Source organism: Methylobacterium sp. 77 (assembly GCF_000372825.1).
Lineage (GTDB): Bacteria > Pseudomonadota > Alphaproteobacteria > Rhizobiales > Beijerinckiaceae > Methylobacterium.
In genome coordinates this window covers 789,763-809,523 of record NZ_KB910516.1, presented here as the reverse complement: position 1 = coordinate 809,523, position 19,761 = coordinate 789,763, and the positions used below count along the sequence as shown (strand labels likewise).

The 19,761-nt window shown below is 62.0% G+C and carries 18 protein-coding genes and 1 pseudogene; 9 read left to right on the top strand and 10 right to left on the bottom strand.

The window, feature by feature from the left end; translation table 11 throughout:
* Window positions 1–20 precede the first annotated feature (20 nt).
* Window positions 21–920: a LysR family transcriptional regulator gene (locus A3OK_RS0103770; RefSeq protein WP_019903595.1), complete on the bottom strand. Its 900-nt coding sequence runs from the start codon at window positions 918–920 to the stop codon at window positions 21–23.
* A gap of 227 nt (window positions 921–1,147) precedes the next feature.
* Between A3OK_RS0103770 and A3OK_RS0103765 the strand changes: the two genes are divergently transcribed.
* From A3OK_RS0103765 to A3OK_RS0103755, 3 genes are all read left to right on the top strand, one after another.
* Window positions 1,148–2,449, top strand: coding sequence for a dicarboxylate/amino acid:cation symporter (locus A3OK_RS0103765; protein WP_019903594.1), 1,302 nt, complete (start codon window positions 1,148–1,150; stop codon window positions 2,447–2,449).
* Window positions 2,450–2,596: 147 nt separating this feature from the next.
* Window positions 2,597–3,433, top strand: coding sequence for a bifunctional allantoicase/(S)-ureidoglycine aminohydrolase (locus A3OK_RS0103760; protein WP_019903593.1), 837 nt, complete (start codon window positions 2,597–2,599; stop codon window positions 3,431–3,433).
* Entirely contained in the window at window positions 3,433–3,945 is a 513-nt protein-coding gene (locus tag A3OK_RS0103755; protein ID WP_019903592.1) for an ureidoglycolate lyase, read from the top strand. The genes A3OK_RS0103760 and A3OK_RS0103755 overlap by 1 nt, the downstream gene beginning before the upstream one ends.
* A gap of 100 nt (window positions 3,946–4,045) precedes the next feature.
* Here A3OK_RS0103755 and A3OK_RS0103750 read toward each other — a convergent pair whose 3' ends face one another.
* On the bottom strand, window positions 4,046–4,366 hold the full coding sequence (locus tag A3OK_RS0103750) for a hypothetical protein (RefSeq protein WP_026596902.1): 321 nt from the start codon (window positions 4,364–4,366) through the stop codon (window positions 4,046–4,048).
* 195 nt (window positions 4,367–4,561) lie between these two features.
* On the opposite strand from A3OK_RS0103750, the gene A3OK_RS0103740 reads away from it, so the two are divergent.
* Window positions 4,562–4,813 carry a hypothetical protein gene (locus A3OK_RS0103740; protein ID WP_155911940.1) on the top strand — a complete coding sequence of 84 codons (252 nt, stop codon included), beginning with the start codon at window positions 4,562–4,564 and terminating at the stop codon, window positions 4,811–4,813.
* A 62-nt stretch (window positions 4,814–4,875) separates the two neighbouring features.
* On the opposite strand, the gene A3OK_RS0103735 is transcribed toward A3OK_RS0103740, so the two are convergent.
* The 3 genes from A3OK_RS0103735 to A3OK_RS23865 all read right to left on the bottom strand — a co-directional run bounded on the left by A3OK_RS0103735 (window position 4,876) and on the right by A3OK_RS23865 (window position 9,879).
* Window positions 4,876–8,271: a M10 family metallopeptidase C-terminal domain-containing protein gene (locus tag A3OK_RS0103735; protein WP_019903589.1), complete on the bottom strand. Its 3,396-nt coding sequence runs from the start codon at window positions 8,269–8,271 to the stop codon at window positions 4,876–4,878.
* A gap of 18 nt (window positions 8,272–8,289) precedes the next feature.
* Window positions 8,290–8,838, bottom strand: coding sequence for a toxin-activating lysine-acyltransferase (locus A3OK_RS0103730; protein WP_155911939.1), 549 nt, complete (start codon window positions 8,836–8,838; stop codon window positions 8,290–8,292).
* A gap of 858 nt (window positions 8,839–9,696) precedes the next feature.
* The gene (locus tag A3OK_RS23865) at window positions 9,697–9,879 is read right to left on the bottom strand and encodes a hypothetical protein (RefSeq protein WP_155911938.1); all 183 of its coding nucleotides are present in this window, start codon (window positions 9,877–9,879) and stop codon (window positions 9,697–9,699) included.
* A 704-nt stretch (window positions 9,880–10,583) separates the two neighbouring features.
* Between A3OK_RS23865 and A3OK_RS0103725 the strand changes: the two genes are divergently transcribed.
* From A3OK_RS0103725 to A3OK_RS0103715, 4 genes and pseudogenes are all read left to right on the top strand, one after another.
* Window positions 10,584–10,838: a hypothetical protein gene (locus tag A3OK_RS0103725; RefSeq protein WP_155911937.1), complete on the top strand. Its 255-nt coding sequence runs from the start codon at window positions 10,584–10,586 to the stop codon at window positions 10,836–10,838.
* Window positions 10,780–11,077: pseudogene (locus A3OK_RS24505) on the top strand (hypothetical protein); the annotation flags it as partial. The gene A3OK_RS0103725 and the pseudogene A3OK_RS24505, both read left to right, overlap by 59 nt.
* Before the next feature lie 127 nt (window positions 11,078–11,204).
* Window positions 11,205–12,221 (top strand): HD domain-containing phosphohydrolase, encoded by a 1,017-nt coding sequence (locus A3OK_RS0103720; protein WP_019903586.1) that lies wholly within the window; start codon window positions 11,205–11,207, stop codon window positions 12,219–12,221.
* A gap of 203 nt (window positions 12,222–12,424) precedes the next feature.
* Window positions 12,425–13,750, top strand: coding sequence for a pilus assembly protein TadG-related protein (locus tag A3OK_RS0103715; protein ID WP_019903585.1), 1,326 nt, complete (start codon window positions 12,425–12,427; stop codon window positions 13,748–13,750).
* A 240-nt stretch (window positions 13,751–13,990) separates the two neighbouring features.
* Here the strand turns inward: A3OK_RS0103715 and A3OK_RS0103710 are convergent, their stop codons facing one another.
* From A3OK_RS0103710 to A3OK_RS24500, 3 genes are all read right to left on the bottom strand, one after another.
* On the bottom strand, window positions 13,991–14,635 hold the full coding sequence (locus A3OK_RS0103710) for a TadE/TadG family type IV pilus assembly protein (RefSeq protein ID WP_081631153.1): 645 nt from the start codon (window positions 14,633–14,635) through the stop codon (window positions 13,991–13,993).
* Window positions 14,636–14,637: 2 nt separating this feature from the next.
* A complete protein-coding gene (locus A3OK_RS0103705; protein ID WP_081631152.1) occupies window positions 14,638–15,204 on the bottom strand; it encodes a TadE/TadG family type IV pilus assembly protein in 567 nt (188 codons plus the stop codon).
* 442 nt (window positions 15,205–15,646) lie between these two features.
* Window positions 15,647–15,940, bottom strand: coding sequence for a hypothetical protein (locus tag A3OK_RS24500; RefSeq protein ID WP_245259304.1), 294 nt, complete (start codon window positions 15,938–15,940; stop codon window positions 15,647–15,649).
* Between A3OK_RS24500 and A3OK_RS0103700 the strand changes: the two genes are divergently transcribed.
* Window positions 15,917–18,274, top strand: coding sequence for a hybrid sensor histidine kinase/response regulator (locus tag A3OK_RS0103700; RefSeq protein ID WP_245259303.1), 2,358 nt, complete (start codon window positions 15,917–15,919; stop codon window positions 18,272–18,274). The two genes, A3OK_RS24500 and A3OK_RS0103700, sit on opposite strands and share 24 nt — an antisense overlap.
* 290 nt (window positions 18,275–18,564) lie before the next feature.
* On the opposite strand, the gene A3OK_RS0103695 is transcribed toward A3OK_RS0103700, so the two are convergent.
* A complete protein-coding gene (locus A3OK_RS0103695) occupies window positions 18,565–19,260 on the bottom strand; it encodes a sigma-70 family RNA polymerase sigma factor (RefSeq protein WP_026596899.1) in 696 nt (231 codons plus the stop codon).
* Window positions 19,261–19,496: 236 nt separating this feature from the next.
* Entirely contained in the window at window positions 19,497–19,724 is a 228-nt protein-coding gene (locus A3OK_RS0103690) for a hypothetical protein (protein WP_019903580.1), read from the bottom strand.
* Between the last annotated feature and the right edge of the window lie 37 nt (window positions 19,725–19,761).

The following is a 19,761-nucleotide window of genomic DNA, read 5'->3' as shown; positions in this document are numbered from 1 at the left end:
GTCGTGGCAAGGTCGTGACGTCACCCGAGGCGAAGCTGTTCGACCAAGTCTCCCGCATCGCTGCGCATCTTGGCCAAGAAATGATGCGCGATCGGTCCGGATCGGAGATGGTATAGCGCATGGACATCCGCCGACAGGGTGGAAGAGATGACGCGCCGATAGCTGACCTTCGCGTGAGCGAGGTTCGAGACGAATTCCGGGATCAGGGCGACGCCAAATCCCGCCGCGACGAGACTGGTGAGCGAGGCTGCCTCGACGGCCTGCTGAGATATTTTCGGATAAAACCCGCTGCTGACGCAGCATTGCAGGATGTGCTTGGCGAAGAGGGAGTCCCGCAACCGCAGGAAAACGAACCTCTCGTCTTTCAGCTGGCTCAGGCCGATCGAGTCCGTTCGAATTCTGTGTCCTCTCGGCAGGACGACGTTGATCCCCTCCTTCCAGGCGAGTTCGCTGACGAGACCAGGGTCCTGCGGTGGAGTTCGGAGGAAACTGATATCCGTCTGCCCCGACTTCAGCGCGGCGATCTGCTTGTCCGGCGACATCTCGTGGATCTGGATGTCCACGCCGGTGAAAGAGGCCTGGAAGTTGTAGATGAGCCGGCCGAGCGGTCCGGCGAGCATTGATCCCGTCAACCCGACATTGAGCACACCGACGCTGCCGCAGCCTATCGCCTGCGCCCGTTCGGCGGCGTCCTGCACATTGTGCAGGATCGCCTTCGCCCTGATCAGGAAATCCTCACCCGCTGGCGTGAGCGACACGCGGCGGGTCGTGCGCTCGAACAGACGGGTTCCGATGTCGGCTTCCAGATCTCGGATCTGTTGGCTCAAGGGCGGCTGCGCTACCCCGAGATCCGCCGCCGCCACGGTAAAACTGAGGCGTTCCGCGACGGCAACGAAGTAGCGGAGGTGACGGAGTTCCATAGTCGCTATTCATATAAGGAAAGTCTTATTGGCGATCAAATATATATTTGACGCCGATGGATGGCCGAACAATGGTGCGTCTCGCGATTGTTGGCGGTGCTCCCTCCTGAAAAATTTTGCCTGAGAAATTTTGCAGGACGCCCCGTTTCCGGTCTGCCAACCTTCCGATGCATCAGGGCCGGGCACGCGAAGCGACGAATGGCCTGAAAAAACGGAGGGTGGTTCGCATGCGGCGCTTTTTTGCGTCCCTGTTCTGTCAGGTGATCACGGCCCTCATCCTCGGAATCGTCCTCGGAATTGTCTGGCCGGATTTCGCCGTCGCCCTGAAGCCCTTGGGTGACGCGTTCATCAAGCTGATCAAGATGGCGATCGCGCCGCTCGTTTTCGGTGTCGTTGTGCACGGCATCGTCGGCGCGGGAGATCTGCGCAAGGTCGGCCGGGTCGGTCTCAAGGCCTTGATCTATTTCGAAGCCGTCACGACGCTCGCGCTCGTTCTCGGCATCGTCCTCGCCTACGTGTTCGCGCCTGGCGCGGGCATGAATGTCGATCCGACCACCCTCGATGCCAAGGCCATCGCCAGCTACACCGATCGCGTCGGGCAGGTGACGGGTACCGTCGACTTCCTGATGAAGATCATCCCCACCACCCTGGTCGATGCCTTCGCCAAGGGCGACATCCTGCAGGTGCTCATCATCGCGGTCCTGTTCGGCTCGGGATTGTCGTTGCTGGGCGAGCACGGGCAGCCCCTGGCGCAGAGCATCGAACGGATCACGGCGGTCCTGTTCAAGATCATCGGGTTCATCGTACGGCTCGCACCGCTCGGCGTGCTCGGCGCCGTCGCATTCACCGTCGGCAAGTACGGCATCGGCTCGCTCCGGCAGCTCGGAATGCTGGTCGTGCTGTTCTACTTCGGTGTCGCGTTCTTCGTCTTCGTCGTCCTCGGCGCGATCCTGCGCGCCGCCGGCTTCAGCATCCTGAAGTTGCTGGCCTACCTGCGCGAGGAACTCATCGTGGTCGCGGGCACGGCCTCCTCCGACAGCGTGCTGCCGCAGGTGATGCGCAAGCTCGAACGGCTCGGCATCCGCGACTCCACCGTCGGTCTCGTGATCCCGACGGGCTATTCGTTCAACCTCGATGCCTTCTCCCTCTACCTGACGCTCGCCACGGTGTTCATCGCACAGGCGACCAACACGCCCCTGTCGTTCGGGCACTTGCTGCTGATCCTCGGGATCGCCCTCCTGACCTCGAAGGGAGCCCACGGCGTTCCCGGTTCGGCCATCGTCGTCCTGGCGGCGACGTTGTCGGCAGTGCCAGAGATCCCGGTGATCGGTTTGGTGCTCGTGTTGTCGATCGACTGGTTCGTCGGCATCGCCCGCGCCCTCGGCAACCTCATCGGCAATTGCGTGGCGACCGTGGTGATCGCCGCCTGGGAGGGCGACATCGACCGCGCGCAGGCCCACCGCGTCCTGAACGGAGAGGTTGCGGCCGACACGGCCGCGGTGCTCGATGGACCCACCGCCCAGGCGTAATCTCCATGCCCGGCCCGAACGGGTGGCCTCAGGACGACGGGCCGAACTTGCCGTGGCACGATCCGCGCTGTGTCGGCTACGCTGCGAGATGATGACGGCCCGAAGGTTCTGCCCGAAGGTCATGATTGAGATGTCGGAGACGAGCCCATGAGCGCCTCTTCCTACAATCCACCCTGTGGCGGCCTTCCGCCCCAGACCTCGCTGATGACCGGCCGGGCCGTGTTCACGGAAGCCTATGCCGTCATTCCGAGGGGCGTGATGAGCGATATCGTCACTAGCGTGCTTCCGTTCTGGGACGAGACCCGCGCCTGGATCCTGTCCAGGCCGCTCTCGGGCTTCTCGGAGACGTTCGCGCAGTACCTGATGGAGGTCGCGCCCGGCGGCGGCAGCGAGCGCCCGGAACTCGATGCCCGCGCCGAGGGCGTTCTCTTCGTCGTGGGCGGCCATCCCAGCCTCGTCCTCGATGGGGCCACCCACGACCTGCGCCCCGGCAGCTATGCCTATTTGCCGCCGGGCGCCGCCTGGACCCTGCGCAATCGCGGCGACGAGCCCGCGCGCTTCCACTGGATTCGCAAGGCCTACGAGCGTGTCCCCGGCATCGATGTCCCGCCGGCCTTCATCGCCCATGATTCCGAGGTCGATCCTCGGGGCATGGTCGGCACGAACGGTGTCTGGGCCACGACCCGCTTCGTCGCGCCCGACGATGTGCGCCACGACATGCACGTCAACATCGTGACCCTCCAGCCCGGCGCCTCGATCCCCTTCGAGGAGACTCACGTGATGGAACACGGGCTCTTCGTCCTGGAGGGCAAGGCGGTCTACCGGCTCAACCGCGATTGGGTCGAAGTGGAAGCCGGCGACTTCATGTGGCTACGCGCCTTCTGCCCACAGGCCTGCTACGCGGGCGGCCCCGGACCCTTCCGCTACCTCCTCTACAAAGACGTCAACCGCCACCCGGCCCTCACGCCGCACAGGTTGGGCTGATGACCGGCCGCCACATCGTCGCGCAGTCACTCACCGCCGAGGCCTTCGCGCCGTTCGGTGCCGTCATCGACAAGGCGGCCGTCGATCCGCGTCCGATGAATGCCGGCAAAGCCCGCCGTTTCCACGACCTCGCGGCGCTACGCGCCACCGGCGAGGATGCGCGCGTTGTGATCGGTCTCGTCGAAGCCGAGCCTTATGCGCTGCCGTTGCGTGTGAGCCTCGTCGAGCGCCATCCTCTCGGCTCACAGGCTTTCATGCCCCTGAATGCCGCCCCGTTCCTCGTCGTGGTCTGCCCCGATGAAGGCGGGCGACCCGGGCGGCCGCAGGCCTTCGTCACGGCTCCGGGCCAGGGAATCTGCTACGATCTCGGCATCTGGCACGGCGTGCTGACCCCGTTCGGCGAACCACAGGAGTTCCTCGTGGTCGATCGCGCCGGCGCGGGCGTGAATCTCGAGGAGGTCAGCTTCGACGAGCCCTGGACGGTCGATCTGCCGGGCGCGCTCGGAGCGTAGGCCGTCCTCCGAACCAGCCCGGCTCTCCATGACGTCGGCTGTGCCGACGAGAGGGCCGGTCGCAACGCACGGGAGGCGTGCTCGCCGGCCGGCCTCTGGTTCAGCGCCTCTTCGAAAAGTGGAAGATCGCGAAGCCTGCCACTGCCGCGAGACCGAGTGCGAGTGGCCGATTGTCGTGAAAAGCACCGATCGCACGCGATCCGGCATCGCGGATATCCTGCACGACCGGGTTACCCAACAGAATATCCTGAGCGCGATCCAAATTCTCCAACTTGGTGCTGATGGAGACCTCGAACTCGTCGCCACGACGTTCGATGTCGATGCTGTTTCGGGCAAAGCCGGCCTGGGCGAGCCGTTCTCTTGCCGATCGGGCAGCCCTGAGTGAGGGTAGGGTCACCGAAGCCAAAGCGCTGTCAGACATTCATTTCCTCCGATTTGGAAACGAACACCGTCGACGAACGGTCGGTTCCGCTCTGCCCCCGCCGAGCGATCTTCTCCCTGGCGGCCATCCTGAATCCGTGACGGGCGAAACCCGGATGGCAAAGACGAGGCTCGACGATTCAGCCGGCCATCGACGCACTCGCCCGCCTCCTGTCGCCGCGTGCCACACCGTTCGATGCGGGTGACCGAGCCGAGGCTGGGCATCCCGGAGCGGAGCGTTTTCCAGGATGTGAAACTATTGCCGTCCTGCCTGCGTATCTATGGCATGATCGGTTTTGACACACTCATCAGGCGTCTGAAACGGGAGCGGCAAGCTCTGGCAGAGCGTGCTGCATTGCATGAGCCGATCCCGCTCACGGTCGTCGATACGCTGATCGCGCTCGATCGCAGGATTATCGCCTTGGAGGCAGTCAGCGAAGACCGCTGACCGCTCGTCTGCATCGACCGACCCCGCCCGACCAAAGCTGGGCGGAGTCCGGGAACGGCCGGCTAGAGGATGAAATCGGCCGAATGCAGGGTGATGGTGCTTTTCAGCAGGATGCTGAAATCGGATGTGCCGTCGCCGTCCACATCGCCACTGACGAGGGTGTTCGCCCCGGAAGCGACGGCGTGCAGTTCTCCGGCCCGCTGAGTGAAGTCGTCGTCGCCGATGAATTTGAAGGCTTGGTTGACACTCCCACCCGCGACCGCGTCGATCAGGTGCAGATCGATCCGGTCGCCCTGAGTACGGCTGAAATCCTGAAGCGTATCGCGTCCGCTTCCGGCCACCGTACTATCCGTCAGTAGCTTGTAGAGGAACGTGTCGGCCCCTCCCCTCCCGAAGAGGCTGTCCGCACCAGTCCCGCCGCTCAGTATGTTGGCCCCGTCGTTTCCGACGAGCTTGTTGACGCGTTCGTTGCCCGTCAGATCGATGGCCCCCGTGCCTGTATCGCTGGTCGTCCGCAGAGCTTCGATTTCCTGGCCGGCGGCCAGCACGAAGCTCACCGAGGCCCTGACCGTGTCGTTGCCATCGCCGACGGCCTCGAACACCTTGTCGGAGGACAGGCCGACGAAGAAGGTGTCGTCGCCGCCTTTTCCATAGAGGCTGTCTGCACCGGCGCCGCCATCGAGCACGTTTGCCCCGTCGTTTCCGACGAGCTTGTTGGCGAATGCGTTGCCCGTCAGGTCGATGGCCCCCGTGCCCGTATCGTTCGTGGTCCGCAGGGTTTCGATTTCCTGTCCGGCGGCCAGCACGAAGCTCACGGAGGCCCTGACCGTGTCGTTGCCATCGCCGACGGTCTCGAACACCTTGTCGGAGGAAATATCGACGAGGAAGGTGTCGTCGCCGCCCTTTCCATAGAGGCTGTCCGCACCGGCGCCGCCATCGAGCACGTTGGCCCCGTCGTTTCCGACGAGCTTGTTGGCGAAAGCGTTGCCCGTCAGGTCGATGGCCCCCGTGCCTGTATCGTTCGTGGTCCGCAGGGTTTCGATTTCCTGGCCGGCGGCCAGCACGAAGCTCACGGCGGCAATGACCGTGTCGTTGCCGTCACCGATGGCCTCGACGACCTTGTCGGCCGCGATGTCCACGATGTAGGTGTCGCTGCCGCCTCGTCCCGAAAGGGTGTCGATGCCGCCCATGCCGTCCAGTCGGTTGGACCCGTCATTGCCCACCAGGGTATTGCCGAACGCATTGCCCGTGAGATCGATGGCGTTGACACTGGTGGCGGTCGCGACCTCGAGCCGCTCGATTTCCTGGCCGGCTTCGAGGATGTAGCTGAAACTCGTCAACACCCGGTCGGCTCCGCCGCCGACGGCTTCGAGCACGCGATCGGCGGCCGAGTCGACGAAGTAGATATCGTCGTCGGCTCCTCCGCTCATCGTATCGTCGCCCGTGCCCCCCACCAGGCGGTCCTTGCCGCCAGCCCCATTGAGGATGTCGGCGCCGTCGCCGCCTCTGAGGATATTGGCTTTCGCGTCACCCGTCAGGGAGTCGGCCCCGATCGATCCGGTCAGGTTCTGGATGTCGATGAGCGTGTCACCCGCGGCGTCGCCGCCGGAGGCCGTACCGGCGCCGAGGTCGATGGTGACGGCACCCGGGGAAAGGGAATAGTCGGCGGTGTTGTTGCCGCCGAGGCCATTGAGCACGTTGGCGCCCGCAATGCCGCCGAGCACATCGTCGCCGGACGAGCCGGTGAGGTTCTGGATGTTGATGTACGTGTCGCCCTGCGCATCCCCCCCGGTGCCGGTGCCGGCACGCAGGTTCACCACGACACCGATGCTCGATTGCGAATAGCTCGCCGTGTTCACGCCGCTGCCGCCGTCGAGCACGTCGGCGCCTCCGCCGCCCTTGAGCGTGTCGTCATCGGCGCCGCCCTCGAGGTTGTCGGTTCCGCCTGCTCCCTTGAGGATATCGGCGCCGCTGCTGCCCTCGAGATGATTGTCGGCCTCGTCACCGCCGAGGAAATCGGCCAGGGTCGTGCCGAAAATGTTCTCGATGCCGGTCAGCGTGTCGCCGTCCGCGTCGCCGCCGCTTCCGGTCCCGTCCGTAAGGTCGACCGTGACGCCGTCGGCGGATTGTGAATAATCCGCAGTGTCGATGCCCGCGCCGCCATCGAGCGTATCCGCCCCGCCGCCGCCCTTCAGCATGTCGGTGCCGCCGCCGCCATAGAGCGTATCGGCGCCTCCTCCGCCCTTGAGCGTGTCGTCGCCCGACGCGCCGAAAATGCTGTCGCCGTAAATGGTATCGGCGCCCTCGAGCCCGTAGAGCGTGTCGTTGCCGCCGCCGCCCTTGAGTGTGTTGTCGGCGCCGTTGCCCGAGATCGTGTCGTTGCCGGATCCGCCGGTGGCGTTCTCGATGAGGGAGGCCACCTCGGTGGGGTTGGTGGGGTCGATCAGCGCGTTGGCGATGTTGCCGCGGGCATAGTGGTCGCCGCTTCCGCTGCCGTCATTGCCGAGATAGGCGCGCTGGGCATGGCTGCTACTGGTGTCGAGGATCGTCCATCCTCCCGGCGCCAGATCGACGCTGAGATTGGTGGTGTAATTCGAGAAATCGTAGGTATCGATGCCGCCGCCGTCCCAGACCGTCATGAAGACGGCATTGCGCCAGGGGGCGCCCTGACCGGTCCCCTCGATGCTTTCCTCGCCCGTGGTGGCACTCCACGTGTAGGTCGTATCGCCGTTATGGGCGCTGGCGCCGTAATTGGCGCCGTACATGAGTTGCAGCGCCGCGATGTCGTCCTGCATGAAGGTGGTCGGCAGATCGGATGAATTGATCCGCGGGTCGGTGTCGCCCACGAAGTCGTTGTAGGTCATCACCGAGTATTCTTGGCTGTTGTGATCGGAGGGCAGCATCGGGAACGTCGTACCATGGCCGTTCTGGGTCGCATGCCCATGCTTGAGCCCGAGATTGTGCCCGGTCTCGTGCATGAGCCCGGCGGTGTACTGATAGGTACCCTTCAGGGGATTGTCGTAATTGTTCGGGTTGTACCAGCTGTCACCCTGCGCGAAGGCCGGTGAATAGGGCGGGTTTCCGTTGTAGGCGAGCTCGGGCGGGTTGGCCTCGGCGGTGCTGATAGTGTGCAGCCCGCGATGCCCGGCGACCGTGGCATCGTTCGAGTAGTTGATCGACGTTGCTTGCGCGAACCTGAGATAGGCACCGGAGCTCGTGGTTTCCGTGAAGGTGAGGTTCGTGAAGCTCGCCAGGTTACCGACGATCATCCTCACCGACCCCTGCTTATCGTCGCCGGGCACGCCTTCGAAGGCCTGAAAGCCGTTGATCGTGGTGTAACTGCCGTATTCGGCCGTCGAGGTCGGGAAGGAGAACGTGATGTTCGTCCGGTCCGTCTTCCATCCCCAGAGGATGCCATCGATATCCGGATTGCCTGTGGCGTTGACGACCGAGACCATGGGAACCTCCTCAGGCAGCTAGGTGCCGGCCGTGTCGCCGGTCGCGAAACGGGGCGGTGGAGTCGGGACGCGAAGCGATGGATCGTCGGCGGTCGAGGCGCGGTCGATATGCCCGGCGACGAAATCGTTCACCGACAGGCGGACGGGGCGAGACGTGCCGTTCTTGTAGTGACGCTTGAAGTACAGCGTCTGCTTGTCGCTGATGAGTTTGCGTGCCTCGTCCACGAGGAACCGGTGCACGCGCGTCGAATTCGCGGACCAGGCGTTAAAGACGAGACAATCGCCCGCCAGGCTCTCCTCGTAGGAAAGAGCGTGTCGGCCCTCGACCCAAGCCTCCGCCTTCTCACGATTGGTCAGTGCCCAGCCGACGAAGCCTTGGATCTGGCCCGCCTCGTCGATGGCAAAGCAGTAATGGCCGCGATTGATCTGGCCCACGAGGATGCGCGACCATTCACCGAACCGCAGATTCGCAAAGGCCGGCTTCACCATGAGATGGTTGACCGCGAGGCCGAGGGCGACGGCAGGCTTGTCTGGGCGGAACAATCGTAGCGTCGGGGGAAGCGCCATCGTCGTCACCAGACACCCTCCCCCGGCCCGAGAACAGAGTCTTGATCGATCTAATCACCGACGAAAGATCAAAAAAGCATCATTCGTTGTACAAAACAAAAAGGGATCGTTGAAAGCGACATCAAATTATAAAGTGCGCGTCTAATACATCATCAAAATCCGGGCTCAATCTATCTAATGCCAATCAAGTGTTGTTTTCATCGAATATTTCGATTTGGCCGAAATTTGTACAGCACTTTGAAGATAGACTATAATTTACGATGGCAATCAAGATTTTTTGCTTATATCACGAATTCGTGATCGGGGGATGATTTGCGCGACGCAGCACGAATCGATCTCGGAATTCATGCTGCGCCGCCCACCTCCAAACACGGAAAAAGCAAGATCGGTGATCGCGATCCCCGCCCCGTCGACGGCGTCTGCAGACGGTTTTAGAGGCTACATCGCAGTCTCGTCTGATCGGCTCGAAAGCGATGACGCCGGTGGCGCGTGTGACATCGGTTCGGTCGATCTCGGTGCATCTTCCAGAGCGAGTGTTTCGGCGTGCGGCTTTGGATCCGAATCATTTTCGGTGCAGGCGCGGTGATGGGCCTCGGCTTCGGTCGAGTGAGATCTCGCCATGCCTCCCAGCCCGCGTCCCGGTTCTCTCGTCCCGATTCTCTAGTCCTATTTGGCCTCGTCATCATTGACGGGAGCGTCCGCCGCTTCTGGTGCACGGCCCGGCTCGACGGCATCGTCGATCGTCTCCGGCTTGCGCTCGGTGCCGGACCCGCCCCGAGCTTGCCCCACAAGCTCACGGTGCCGGCCGGTGGCGACACGATTCTGCGTGACCGTGCACCGCCAGGACGGCCATATCGATCACAGCGCCACCACATAGACGGCAATCCCCACCGTCGCGGTCATGACGACCCCGCATCCGCCTTCGTGACCAGCCCGTGAGAGGACGCCACGTCGCCAGCGATGCAGCCGGTCGATACCGCGAGCCGCATCGAACACGCCGAGGGCGACAGCGGCACGTAAGCCGTGACGAAGCACCAACACGGAGAGATCCTTGCAATCATCCCGATATTAACTGTGTCGGGATAGTTACTGTGGCGATATTGGGCGGCCTATGTCTCGTTTCTGGATTCTTGCTAGCATATGCCTCGACTGTCGATCCAAAACGAAGATTAAAATTCGAGGTTTACGCTGGGGTATTGCTGGTGGCCGGGTTTGCTTTTCTAGGAGCTGGCCTCGCGCTCTTCCGATGACGCCGCTTCGCGGTCGGAACTGAAGCCACGCAGGCACACGATTTGGGGGCATGTTGCTGATCGGGAGCTTCGAGGAATGATTAATATTCCGATGTCTACGGATCATAGCTCCAGGATTACACGTGCCGATAAAGCGATGTCATATGACATGCATCATCAACTGGCATCGCAATTTTCGAAGCGCAAAAGTGCAAGACACATCATGGTAGAACGGTGTTCGACAAGCAACATTATAATCTACATATTCTTAATTTTATCCATATATCGGCGAAAAGAACTGCGGGCAATATCAGTCTCTGAGCAGACGGCGAGTGTCATCTCGATCTCATTTTATTAATAAAATTGTCATCTTTAATTCGTTGTGCATGAGTAGATATTTTATGAGTTGTCGCTGTATACCGCTTTGGGCGATAAATACGTCGCCTGTCTATGATCTGGTGTCCCTCAACAAATACGTTCAAAAGCCCCATCGCGGGTACGTCCAGGGAACACGTCGTGTCCCATACTTCGATCTCGACTACGCTCACCGCGGCCGTCACGCTCAGAGACGGTAATCGCAGTGCGGATGATGGGTTTACCGTCACCTCCGTGGGCTCGCCCAAGACGACGGCCGTTGCGATTGCCCTGGACACGACGAATCTGCCAACGAGTGCAGGCATCGTCATCAATAACAGCGGCACGATCAGCGCCGCGGCTGCGCATCATGCAGGCGATGCCCTCCATGAGGCGGACAGTCTGCTGCTACGATGACGCCCCGATGGAAAGCGTTGTCCCCACGCTCGAGGTCGAACTCGCACACAGTCGAACGCGAACAGCGGTGACGATGGGCGACCCGCGACGAGGTCCGATATGACCTGTTCGCCGGCAGCGAAGGCTCTTACAAACGGTCGCGTATCCACTCGGCGCTCGGCGACATCACGCCCGAGCAAGCCGAGGGGAATGCGAGCCAACCCCCTGTCCGTGAAGCCGGGGAAGGATCGGGATGTTAATCAATTTTTGCGCATGGGCTTAAGCACACCGGCTGTTCTCGAATCGCGCGTTCTCTGCGGTGATCCATCAATGGCTGATCGCTAGAAATCGAGCCTGCCCCTCACGATGAAACCGTAAGTATCTTCCATGTTCGTGCTCATTCTGGATGATGCCCCGCTGAACAACATGCTGATGGGCGAAGCGCTTCGTGACCTGCCTGACTGCAAGGTCCAGGACTTCACGCAAGGCTCAGACGCCCTCGCCTTCGTACGGGAGTATGCCGCGCAGATCGGCGTCGCCATCTCCGACTACGAGATGCCCGGCATGGATGGCCTCGCTTTCATCCGCGCTGCTCGTGCCATTCCTGGCTTCCAGCATGTTCCCATCGTCATGGTCACCAGTTTCGATCAGCGAAGCCTGCGTCGTGAAGCCTTGGCGGCGGGTGCCACGGACTTTCTCGCCAAGCCGTTCGACGCCGTCGAAGTCCGAGCCCGTGTCTCCAATCTCCTCGCACTGAACCAGGCACGCCTGGACCAGATCGATCGTGCGGCCTGGCTCGATCGCGAAGTGAAAGCGGCCACGGCAGTGATCGCAGCGCGCGAGCGTGAGATCGTTATGATGCTGATGAAGGCCGCTGAGCACCGCGATACCGAGACCGGCAATCACGTCGTGAGGGTTGCGGAGTATGTTGCGATGATCGGCCAGGCGCTTGGGCTTGCGCCGGATGAGGTAGATCAGCTCAGCTTGGCCTCGACCATGCACGACGTCGGCAAGATCAGCGTTCCCGATTCAATACTTCTCAAGCCTGGGCTTTTGTCAAACGATGAGCGCCGGGAGATGGAGGAGCACGCCGAGCGTGGCCGCCGCATTCTCGAAGGCAGTGGCTCACCGCTCATTCAGCTGGCGGCGGAGATCGCAGCCACTCACCACGAGCGTTGGGACGGGACCGGTTATCCGAACGGATTGAAGGGAGAGTGCATTCCACTGTCCGGGCGCATCGTCGCCGTCGCGGATGTCTACGATGCACTCACATCGGAACGGCCCTATAAAAAAGCTTGGACCAAGACCGAAGCCCTCAACCATCTAAAGGTGAATCGAGGAAGTCATTTCGACCCAGCGTGTGTAGAGGCTTTTCTCCTATGCCATGGCGTATCACTCGAATAGCCTTCGGGTTGCAACTCTTAGTCTCGGTCCATTGACTTGCGGGACGGCATTTATATTAACCTTAGGATCGCGATCTGCCGACTCCAGGTACTTTCGGCATTCAAGTTCAGACTTTAGGCAGGTCCGCGCGCTAGCGTCGTGGCATGAAAGTCTGCAAAGCCGTTAAGTTCGCTTCACGTGTTCGCGCTCAAGAGAGCGGCGGGGTGCTCGTCCTTTTTGCTCTGATGACGCCCGTTCTGATCGGTCTCGCCGGAGCCGCGATTGAGTACACTGGCCTGGTGAAGCGACGGACCGAGCTGCAGCGTGCGGCCGACACCGCCAGCATCGCGGGAGTGAACCAGTTCAAGCTCGCCAATGCCGACGACGCCAGCGCGATCCGAATGGCGGAGACAACGGCAAAGGCCCAAGGCCGAAACAACGGTGGGTCAACACCGCAAGTGACCGCTGTCGTGATCGGCAACCACTCCGGGGTTCAGGTTACGGTTTCAGAGACCGTGCCGCTACCCTTCGGCAAGTTCCTCAACATGCCCAGTGCCGAGGTCGCGGTCCGCTCGACAGCCAAGCTCGCAGGAACGACGCGGCTCTGCCTCCTGGCTCTCGATCCGGTCGCACAGGGTGCCTTCCATCTGGAAAGCGCGGCACGGGTCACCGCTTCCGATTGTTCACTCTATTCGAATTCGACCAGTTCGGCGGGAATCGAAGGTGAAAACGCGGCTGTCGCCAAGGCGCTGTCAACCTGCACAGCGGGCGGCTTCTCCGGATCGAGCGCGATCTTCATGCCGCCCCCCGCCACCAACTGCCCGCCCTTACGCGACCCGCTCATCGAGAGGCAGGGACCTCCTTCAGGGAACTGCATCTCATTGGGGTTCTTCCTCGACCCCAAAAAATTCATCGATGGTATCGACGATCCTCTTTTTGGCGTGAACGTCGTCAGTGGTTTTGCGACCCTGAATCCTGGCACCTATTGCGGTGGTCTCCACATCACGAAGGGGGCCCAGGTCGTCCTGAAGCCCGGCATCTACATCATGAAGAACGGCCCTTTGGTCGTTGACAAAAACGCAAGTCTGACGGGGGTGAACACCGGGTTCTATTTTACTGGAATGCGCGGTGGCCTTCTGTTCGATGAGAAAAGCGTCGTCAGTCTCACCGCACCCAAGGACGGTGACATGGCGGGACTTCTATTCTTTGAGGACCGCCTTGCACCGCCGGGACTTCTCTCGCTGCTTCCGGCCAGTGGAAAAGGAAAGGCGAAGTCGGCACCTGGTGGCATCACGGCTCTGCGCGAGTACCGGATCATCAGTGACAACGCACGGACCCTGCTGGGGACCATTTATCTTCCCGTCGGCCGCCTGATCATCGATTCGAAAAAGCCCGTCGCAGACCAATCCGCCTACACGGTCATCATCGCGCGCATGATCAATCTTTATGACGGACCGGATTTGATGCTGAATGCCCGTTACGGCACAACCGACATACCGGTGCCCAAAGGCGTCGGACCCAGCTCGGCGGATACGCAACTCTCGCAGTAACACCAAGACCGCGATGAGCATGGCGCATCGCGGTCTGCCGGCGCGACGGCGCGGCGCCGGTCGTCCTCCCCGTCTCACTTGAGCCTGACCGATGCGGCAGGCTCAGTGAGGTTGGGTTATAAGCGAAATGCCATGCGCGGTTTGAGGACATCCGCGTGGCGGTGCCATGGCCCATCCATTTGATGGCCCATCCATTTGATTGTCCCAGGACGGACGTCTCGTCGTGGACCGCGTCGCCTCTCAGCGGTCGGGACAGGCGGCGCCGTTCGCGATGACGATCTCGGGGCTCTGGCTGTAAAATCGTCGCCCATAGCGGACTGGCCACAGGGTCTTTCGCGACATCGTGAAGCCGATTGGGCTATCCTTGAAGATGGTAGCGCCAGCCACGGGTTTGTAGATCATCGAGATCTCGACCAGGATGAGGCGCGTTCCCTTGGTTTGGAGAAGGTCGGCGGCTTCGACGTTGGCCTGGTTGCCAGGGGCACGGATCGGTGAGTTCGGCGCGGATGCGCTCGAGCAGACCTGCAATGCGCCGTCCACTTCGCCAATCACCCCCACCGCGCTGACGGTCATCAAGATACCGGTGCTGTCGAAGGGTGCCATCACCATGTGGGCGACTTCGAAAATGTCGGCCGCCTCCGCCGGTGTCGACGTATTCCGTTGTGAGAAAGTGTCACCGAGTGTTCGTGACAGGAGATCGATCTTGCGCGCATACCGCATGGCGTTGGCCAGCTCGACCGTTCCAAAGTAGAGCAGAATCAGAATTGGTGTAATGAGTGCGAATTCGAGTATGGCAATGCCATCCTCGGCCCGTCCGAACCGAGCGCGACTGTGCTGTCCCTTACGACAGGCACAATGGATTGCCCTGAGGAACGCTCTCGACATCCCTAGCAGCCGGTGGCGCCGATGGTGTTGCCGTCGAGCTGGAGGACCGAAGTCGAAAGAATCAGCTGGCTGCCATCTTTGAAGCGATTCTTCACGATGCCGAAGTTCTGGAAGGTCTGCTGGGCCAAGGCCGCCTGCACCACCACAATGCTGCTTTTCGTCAAGCAACCGTGCTGTTCGCCGAAACCCACGCGCCACGTCCCCGCTGCATCATCGACCGGTCCCGTCTTGTCGATGCGGCCGAAGCTGTCATAGGCAGCGATGTCGACCTTCAGATTTTCGCATTTCACGAAGGGCGACACCTGTCGGCACAATTCTTCGCGGATCCCTTCCATGGGTGTCTTCGAGTTGGCTTCAGCCTGGACGTAGAACTGCCGCATGGATACATCGAGTCCATTGTCCAATGCGGCCGAGATCCAGTAGACCAATGCGACTTCCATGATAAAAAAGAGCAAGACGCAGAGGGGAAATAGGATCATGGCAAATTCGACTGCCATCGCTCCACGCTGATCGGTCTTGAGCCGATTCAAGTGCCGAAATGCGACGCTGTATCTCCCCTCCACCAGCATTCCTGCCCCGCGAACGACCCAATACAGAAGTAATGGCTGCTTATACAACCGTGAGTTTCAATGTTATATCGAATGCAGTGTGGGGTATTCGCACCCTGCCTTGAGGTCAGATTGAAGATGGAATGACTCAAAACAGGCAGGCGTAGCTTACATCGGTCTCAGCTTAATTTTCCATCAACTGTCCGCCCTGGCGCTGTGCCATCCTCAGGCACGCGTCACAAACCCGCCCGGCAGTTAGGAAGCGTCAAACAAAACCTGCCCATGCTGCGCAATCATGAACGATACGCGCCTGACGACCCTTTCCGCCCCGGGATCCCACCGTCCAAGGTTGCGGTTCGCGCATTCGCTCGCCACCCGGCTCGCCCTGGCGGTCTTCGGGTCTATTGCACTCGCCCTTGCCATAGCGACGGTCCTTTCGATTTGGCAGGAGGTGCACCGCTACTCAGAGACCAAGCGTGAGTCGTTGATTACCATCGCTGACATCTTCGCCGCTGCGAGCGCGCGGGATGTAAAGGCTGGGGATGCCACAGCGGCGGCGCGCGCCCTCAATGCCATCGGCCGGCGCTCCGATCTGGTTTACGCGGGAATCGAGCGCCTCGACGGTTCGATTCTCACCGACCGAGGCCTCGCCATCCGCCTGGCGAGCGACATCGATCTCGACAAGGACGTCTCGCCCTTCCTGCTTCTCCTGAGCCGCACCGCACAGGTGGAGGTGCCGATCCTCGAAGCTGGACACAAAGTCGGCACCCTGGTTCTCGTCGCGGACACGACAGATCTTCTGGATCGTATTCTCACCCTGCTCAAAAGCTCCGCACTCGGCTGGCTCCTGGCGCTCGGCCTTGGTATCGGCTTGTCCTACGGTCTCCAGCGCGCCATCACACGACCGATCGCATCGCTTGCCAGAACCATGGATCAGGTGGGCGAGAGCCAGGATTACACACAAACGGCCCGGATCGTCCGCGACGACGAAGTCGGCGTTCTGGCCCGCTCGTTCAACGCGCTCCTCGTTGCCTTGCGCGACCGCGACGCCCGTCTGGTGCAGCACATGGAGCAGTTGGAGAACGAGGTCGCGGATCGCACCGCCGATCTGCGTGAGGCGAAGGACGCGGCCGAGGCTGCCAACCAAGCCAAGTCGAGCTTCCTCGCCACCATGAGTCACGAGATCCGGACACCGTTGAACGGCATGTTGGTCATGGCGGAATTGCTCGCCGAGTCGAACCTGCCGGAACGCCAGAAGCGCCACGCCGACGTCATCTACCGGTCGGGCCAGAATCTTCTCGCGATCATCAACGACATCCTCGATTTCGCGAAGGTCGAGTCCGGCAAACTGGATCTTGAGCACGTGTCACTCGATCCATCCGAGATTGTGGATACCGTCGTCGCGCTCTTTGCCGAGAAGGCGCGCGAGAGCGGGCTCGATCTCGCCTCGACCGTAGCGCCCGGCGTGCCACTCCGCGTTCTGGGCGACCCTGTCCGCCTTGGCCAGATCCTCGGCAACTTCGTCAATAACGCCCTCAAATTCACTCTGACCGGCTCGGTGCGCGTGCGCCTGGAATGCCTTGCGAGCGGCGCCCTGCGGCTGAGCGTTCGGGACACGGGCATCGGCATCGCCGCCGATAAAGTCGGAACCATCTTCTCCGCCTTCTCCCAGGCCGACCAATCGACGACGCGGCGCTTCGGTGGCACCGGGCTGGGTCTCTCGATCGCTCACCGGCTGGTCCTCGCAATGGGCGGACGCATCGGGGTCGACAGCCAGATCGACGAAGGCTCGACTTTCTGGGCCGAACTGCCTCTGGAAGCTGTTGCCGACGGACCGTTCCACGCCGCCCCGCAGCGGGGCCAGGCGGTGGCATCAGGCGTCGTCGTCGCGATCTCCGGAGAAGCGACGGCAGATACGGTGCGTGAAGGTCTCGTGGCGGCAGGCTTTACTATAGTCACCTCCGGGACTCGGACGGACGGTGCCCACTGGATTGCGGATGCCGCCGCCATCAGTGAGCTCGGACGCCGTCCCAGCGCATCTGGTCGTATCCTGGCGCTGGCTCGATTCGGCGATCCCACGGGCGCAGCGATCGTTGAGGCCGGCTGGGCCGACGCGCTCTTGACGTGGCCCCTCATTCAAACGGAATGGTCGCGAGCGCTCGCTGCTTTGGCAAGCGGAACCGATCTCGCGTGTCTCGATGCGCACCCGGTCAACGTTCGAACAGCCCTCCCACAATTCCCCTCCGCAAGGGTTCTGGTGGCGGATGACAGTGCCGTGAATCGCGAGGTCGCTCGTGCTGCGCTGGCCCGTTGCGGTATCACTGCGATCGTGATGGCTGAAGACGGGCAGAGCGCCGTCGATGCCTGCCGAGTCGAAGCGTTCGATCTCGTGCTCATGGATGGGAGCATGCCGATCCTCGACGGCTACGAGGCGGCCGCGGCAATCCGAGCCGATGAAGCTGCGCGAGGAGCGGCGCGCTTGCCGATCATCGCGCTGACTGCTCACGTGGTGGGCACGGCAGCGCAGGCGTGGCAGGCAGCCGGCATGGACGGGGTCCTGACGAAACCTTTCACTCTGAGCGGTCTCGGAGACACGCTTCTGCGCTTCCTGATCCCTGACCACGCAGTGCCAAGTGAGTCTCAGGAGAGCAGAGGGGGCAACGAGCAGGTGTCTACGGCACCGACGCTTGATGCGGCCTCTCTCGACACAGGCCTCCTCGACGAAGACGTGGTGGGCGGCCTCGCAGAGATGGCCGAACGAGCGGGCCCAGGCTTTGCCGCTCGTATTCTCGACCTCTTCGCGGAGCACGCCCCGGCAGCGCTCGACGCGCTCCGGGCTGCGACCAGCGCGGATGAAGTCGCCCGCGCGGCGCATAGCCTACGCTCCATGAGCCTGAACATCGGCGGCCGTGCCCTTGCGAAGGCCCTGGCTGAGATCGAGGATGCAGCCCGGTCGGAGGCGCGCCTACCGACATCCGACGCCGTCGAGCGCCTTGCTCCCCTGGTCGATTCCACCGTGGCCAAGGTCGGCGAACGCCTGTCGCTCGGCACGGTCTCTACCGATGCGGCGCAGACCCGACGAGCCGTCTGAGAAGGGCACCGCTCCTCCAACGACGCAATGCGGAGACGCGCTCCGAAGGAAGCGGCCAAATGGCAAGGGGGACCTGCGGTAAGGCGTCAATCATGCCGAGAGGCGTATCGGGATCGCATTCCTCAACCCTCCGAAGCCGCGGGTCGCGTGCGGCCATGCCGCCTCGTCCGATTCTCGTCGAACGCGAAGGCAATCGGTCGATAAGGCATCCGAGGATGACGGACTTGCCGAAACGTCCGACGCGAGGTTGCCAGGCGATCTCGTGCAGGGTCATCGTCTTGTCGGCGCGGTCAGGCTGCGGCGTTTGCGCCGTCCATGCCGCCAAGCCCAAGTGCCTCGGATAGGTAGGCCCGGGCCCGGCTGACCCGGCTCTTCACCGTGCCCACCGCGCAGTGAAGCCGCTCGGCGGCCTCCTCGTAGGTATAGCCTTCCGCACCCACCATCAGCAGCGCGATACGCTGCGCTTCCGGGATCTGCTCGAGCTTTTCCTGAAGCTTCTGAAGGTTCACGACGCCTTCCTGTTCGGGGAGCGCCGTGAGCTTGCCGGCGTGGACGCCATCGGCGTCCTCGACCTCGCGCTTGGCCTTGCGCATGTCGGTGTAGAACTGATTGCGCAGGATCGTGAAGAGCCAGGCATTCATGTTGGTGCCCGGCGTGAACCGCTGGCGGTTGCCCCAGGCCTTCACGAGGGTCTCCTGCACGAGGTCGTCGGCCCTGGTCGCATCGCCGATGAGAGAGAACGCAAAGCCCCTCAGCGCCGGTACCGCCTGGATCAGGGCATCGCGGAACTCATCGCCAATGCCGATCCCTGTCGATGCCACGACCGCTTCCAATCGCCCCACGAGGTGGGCAAGGCGCTGCGGAAGCCCCTCACCCGTCGCAACGGCGAAATAGGCCTGTAACTCGCAACCCAGGTGTCGACGGACATGGGTGGGAATATCGACCGTGCCAGTGTCCGAAGATGGGTCTGGATCGAGGATGGACATGCTGATGCGTCTCGCGGGCTCCAGGGAAGGTTCTTCCTTAGACTCGCTCAAAACTGAACAGCAGTGAAACGAAATGCCGGCTTATGGTTCATGTTTTCGCGGACTGAAGGGAGCCGTACAACTGCAGCATCCCGTCCATTCGGCGGCCTATCGACCTGAAACAACCAGGGATTATCCTCTGACGTACAGAACGGCGGCAAGCCATCGTTCTCGTGATCGGCAGATATAGACCCGCTTCAGGCCGATTCGAGTTCCATAGCAAGGTCCGTCAGGTAGAAGGCGATACGCTCGCGTGCGCCGGCATCCGCGCAATCGACGCAGAAACCGAGCGTCAGGGACGATCCCTCGTAGCGACGCATCACCGACTCTGCCATCAACGCGACCTCGCGCTCGCTCGGCGCGTCGAGCACGCGACGGCCATCGCGGGTCTCCAGGGTCACGCGATGGGGCGTTTCGTAGGTCATGGACTGGAATTCCCGACGATCCACCAAAACGGGGGAT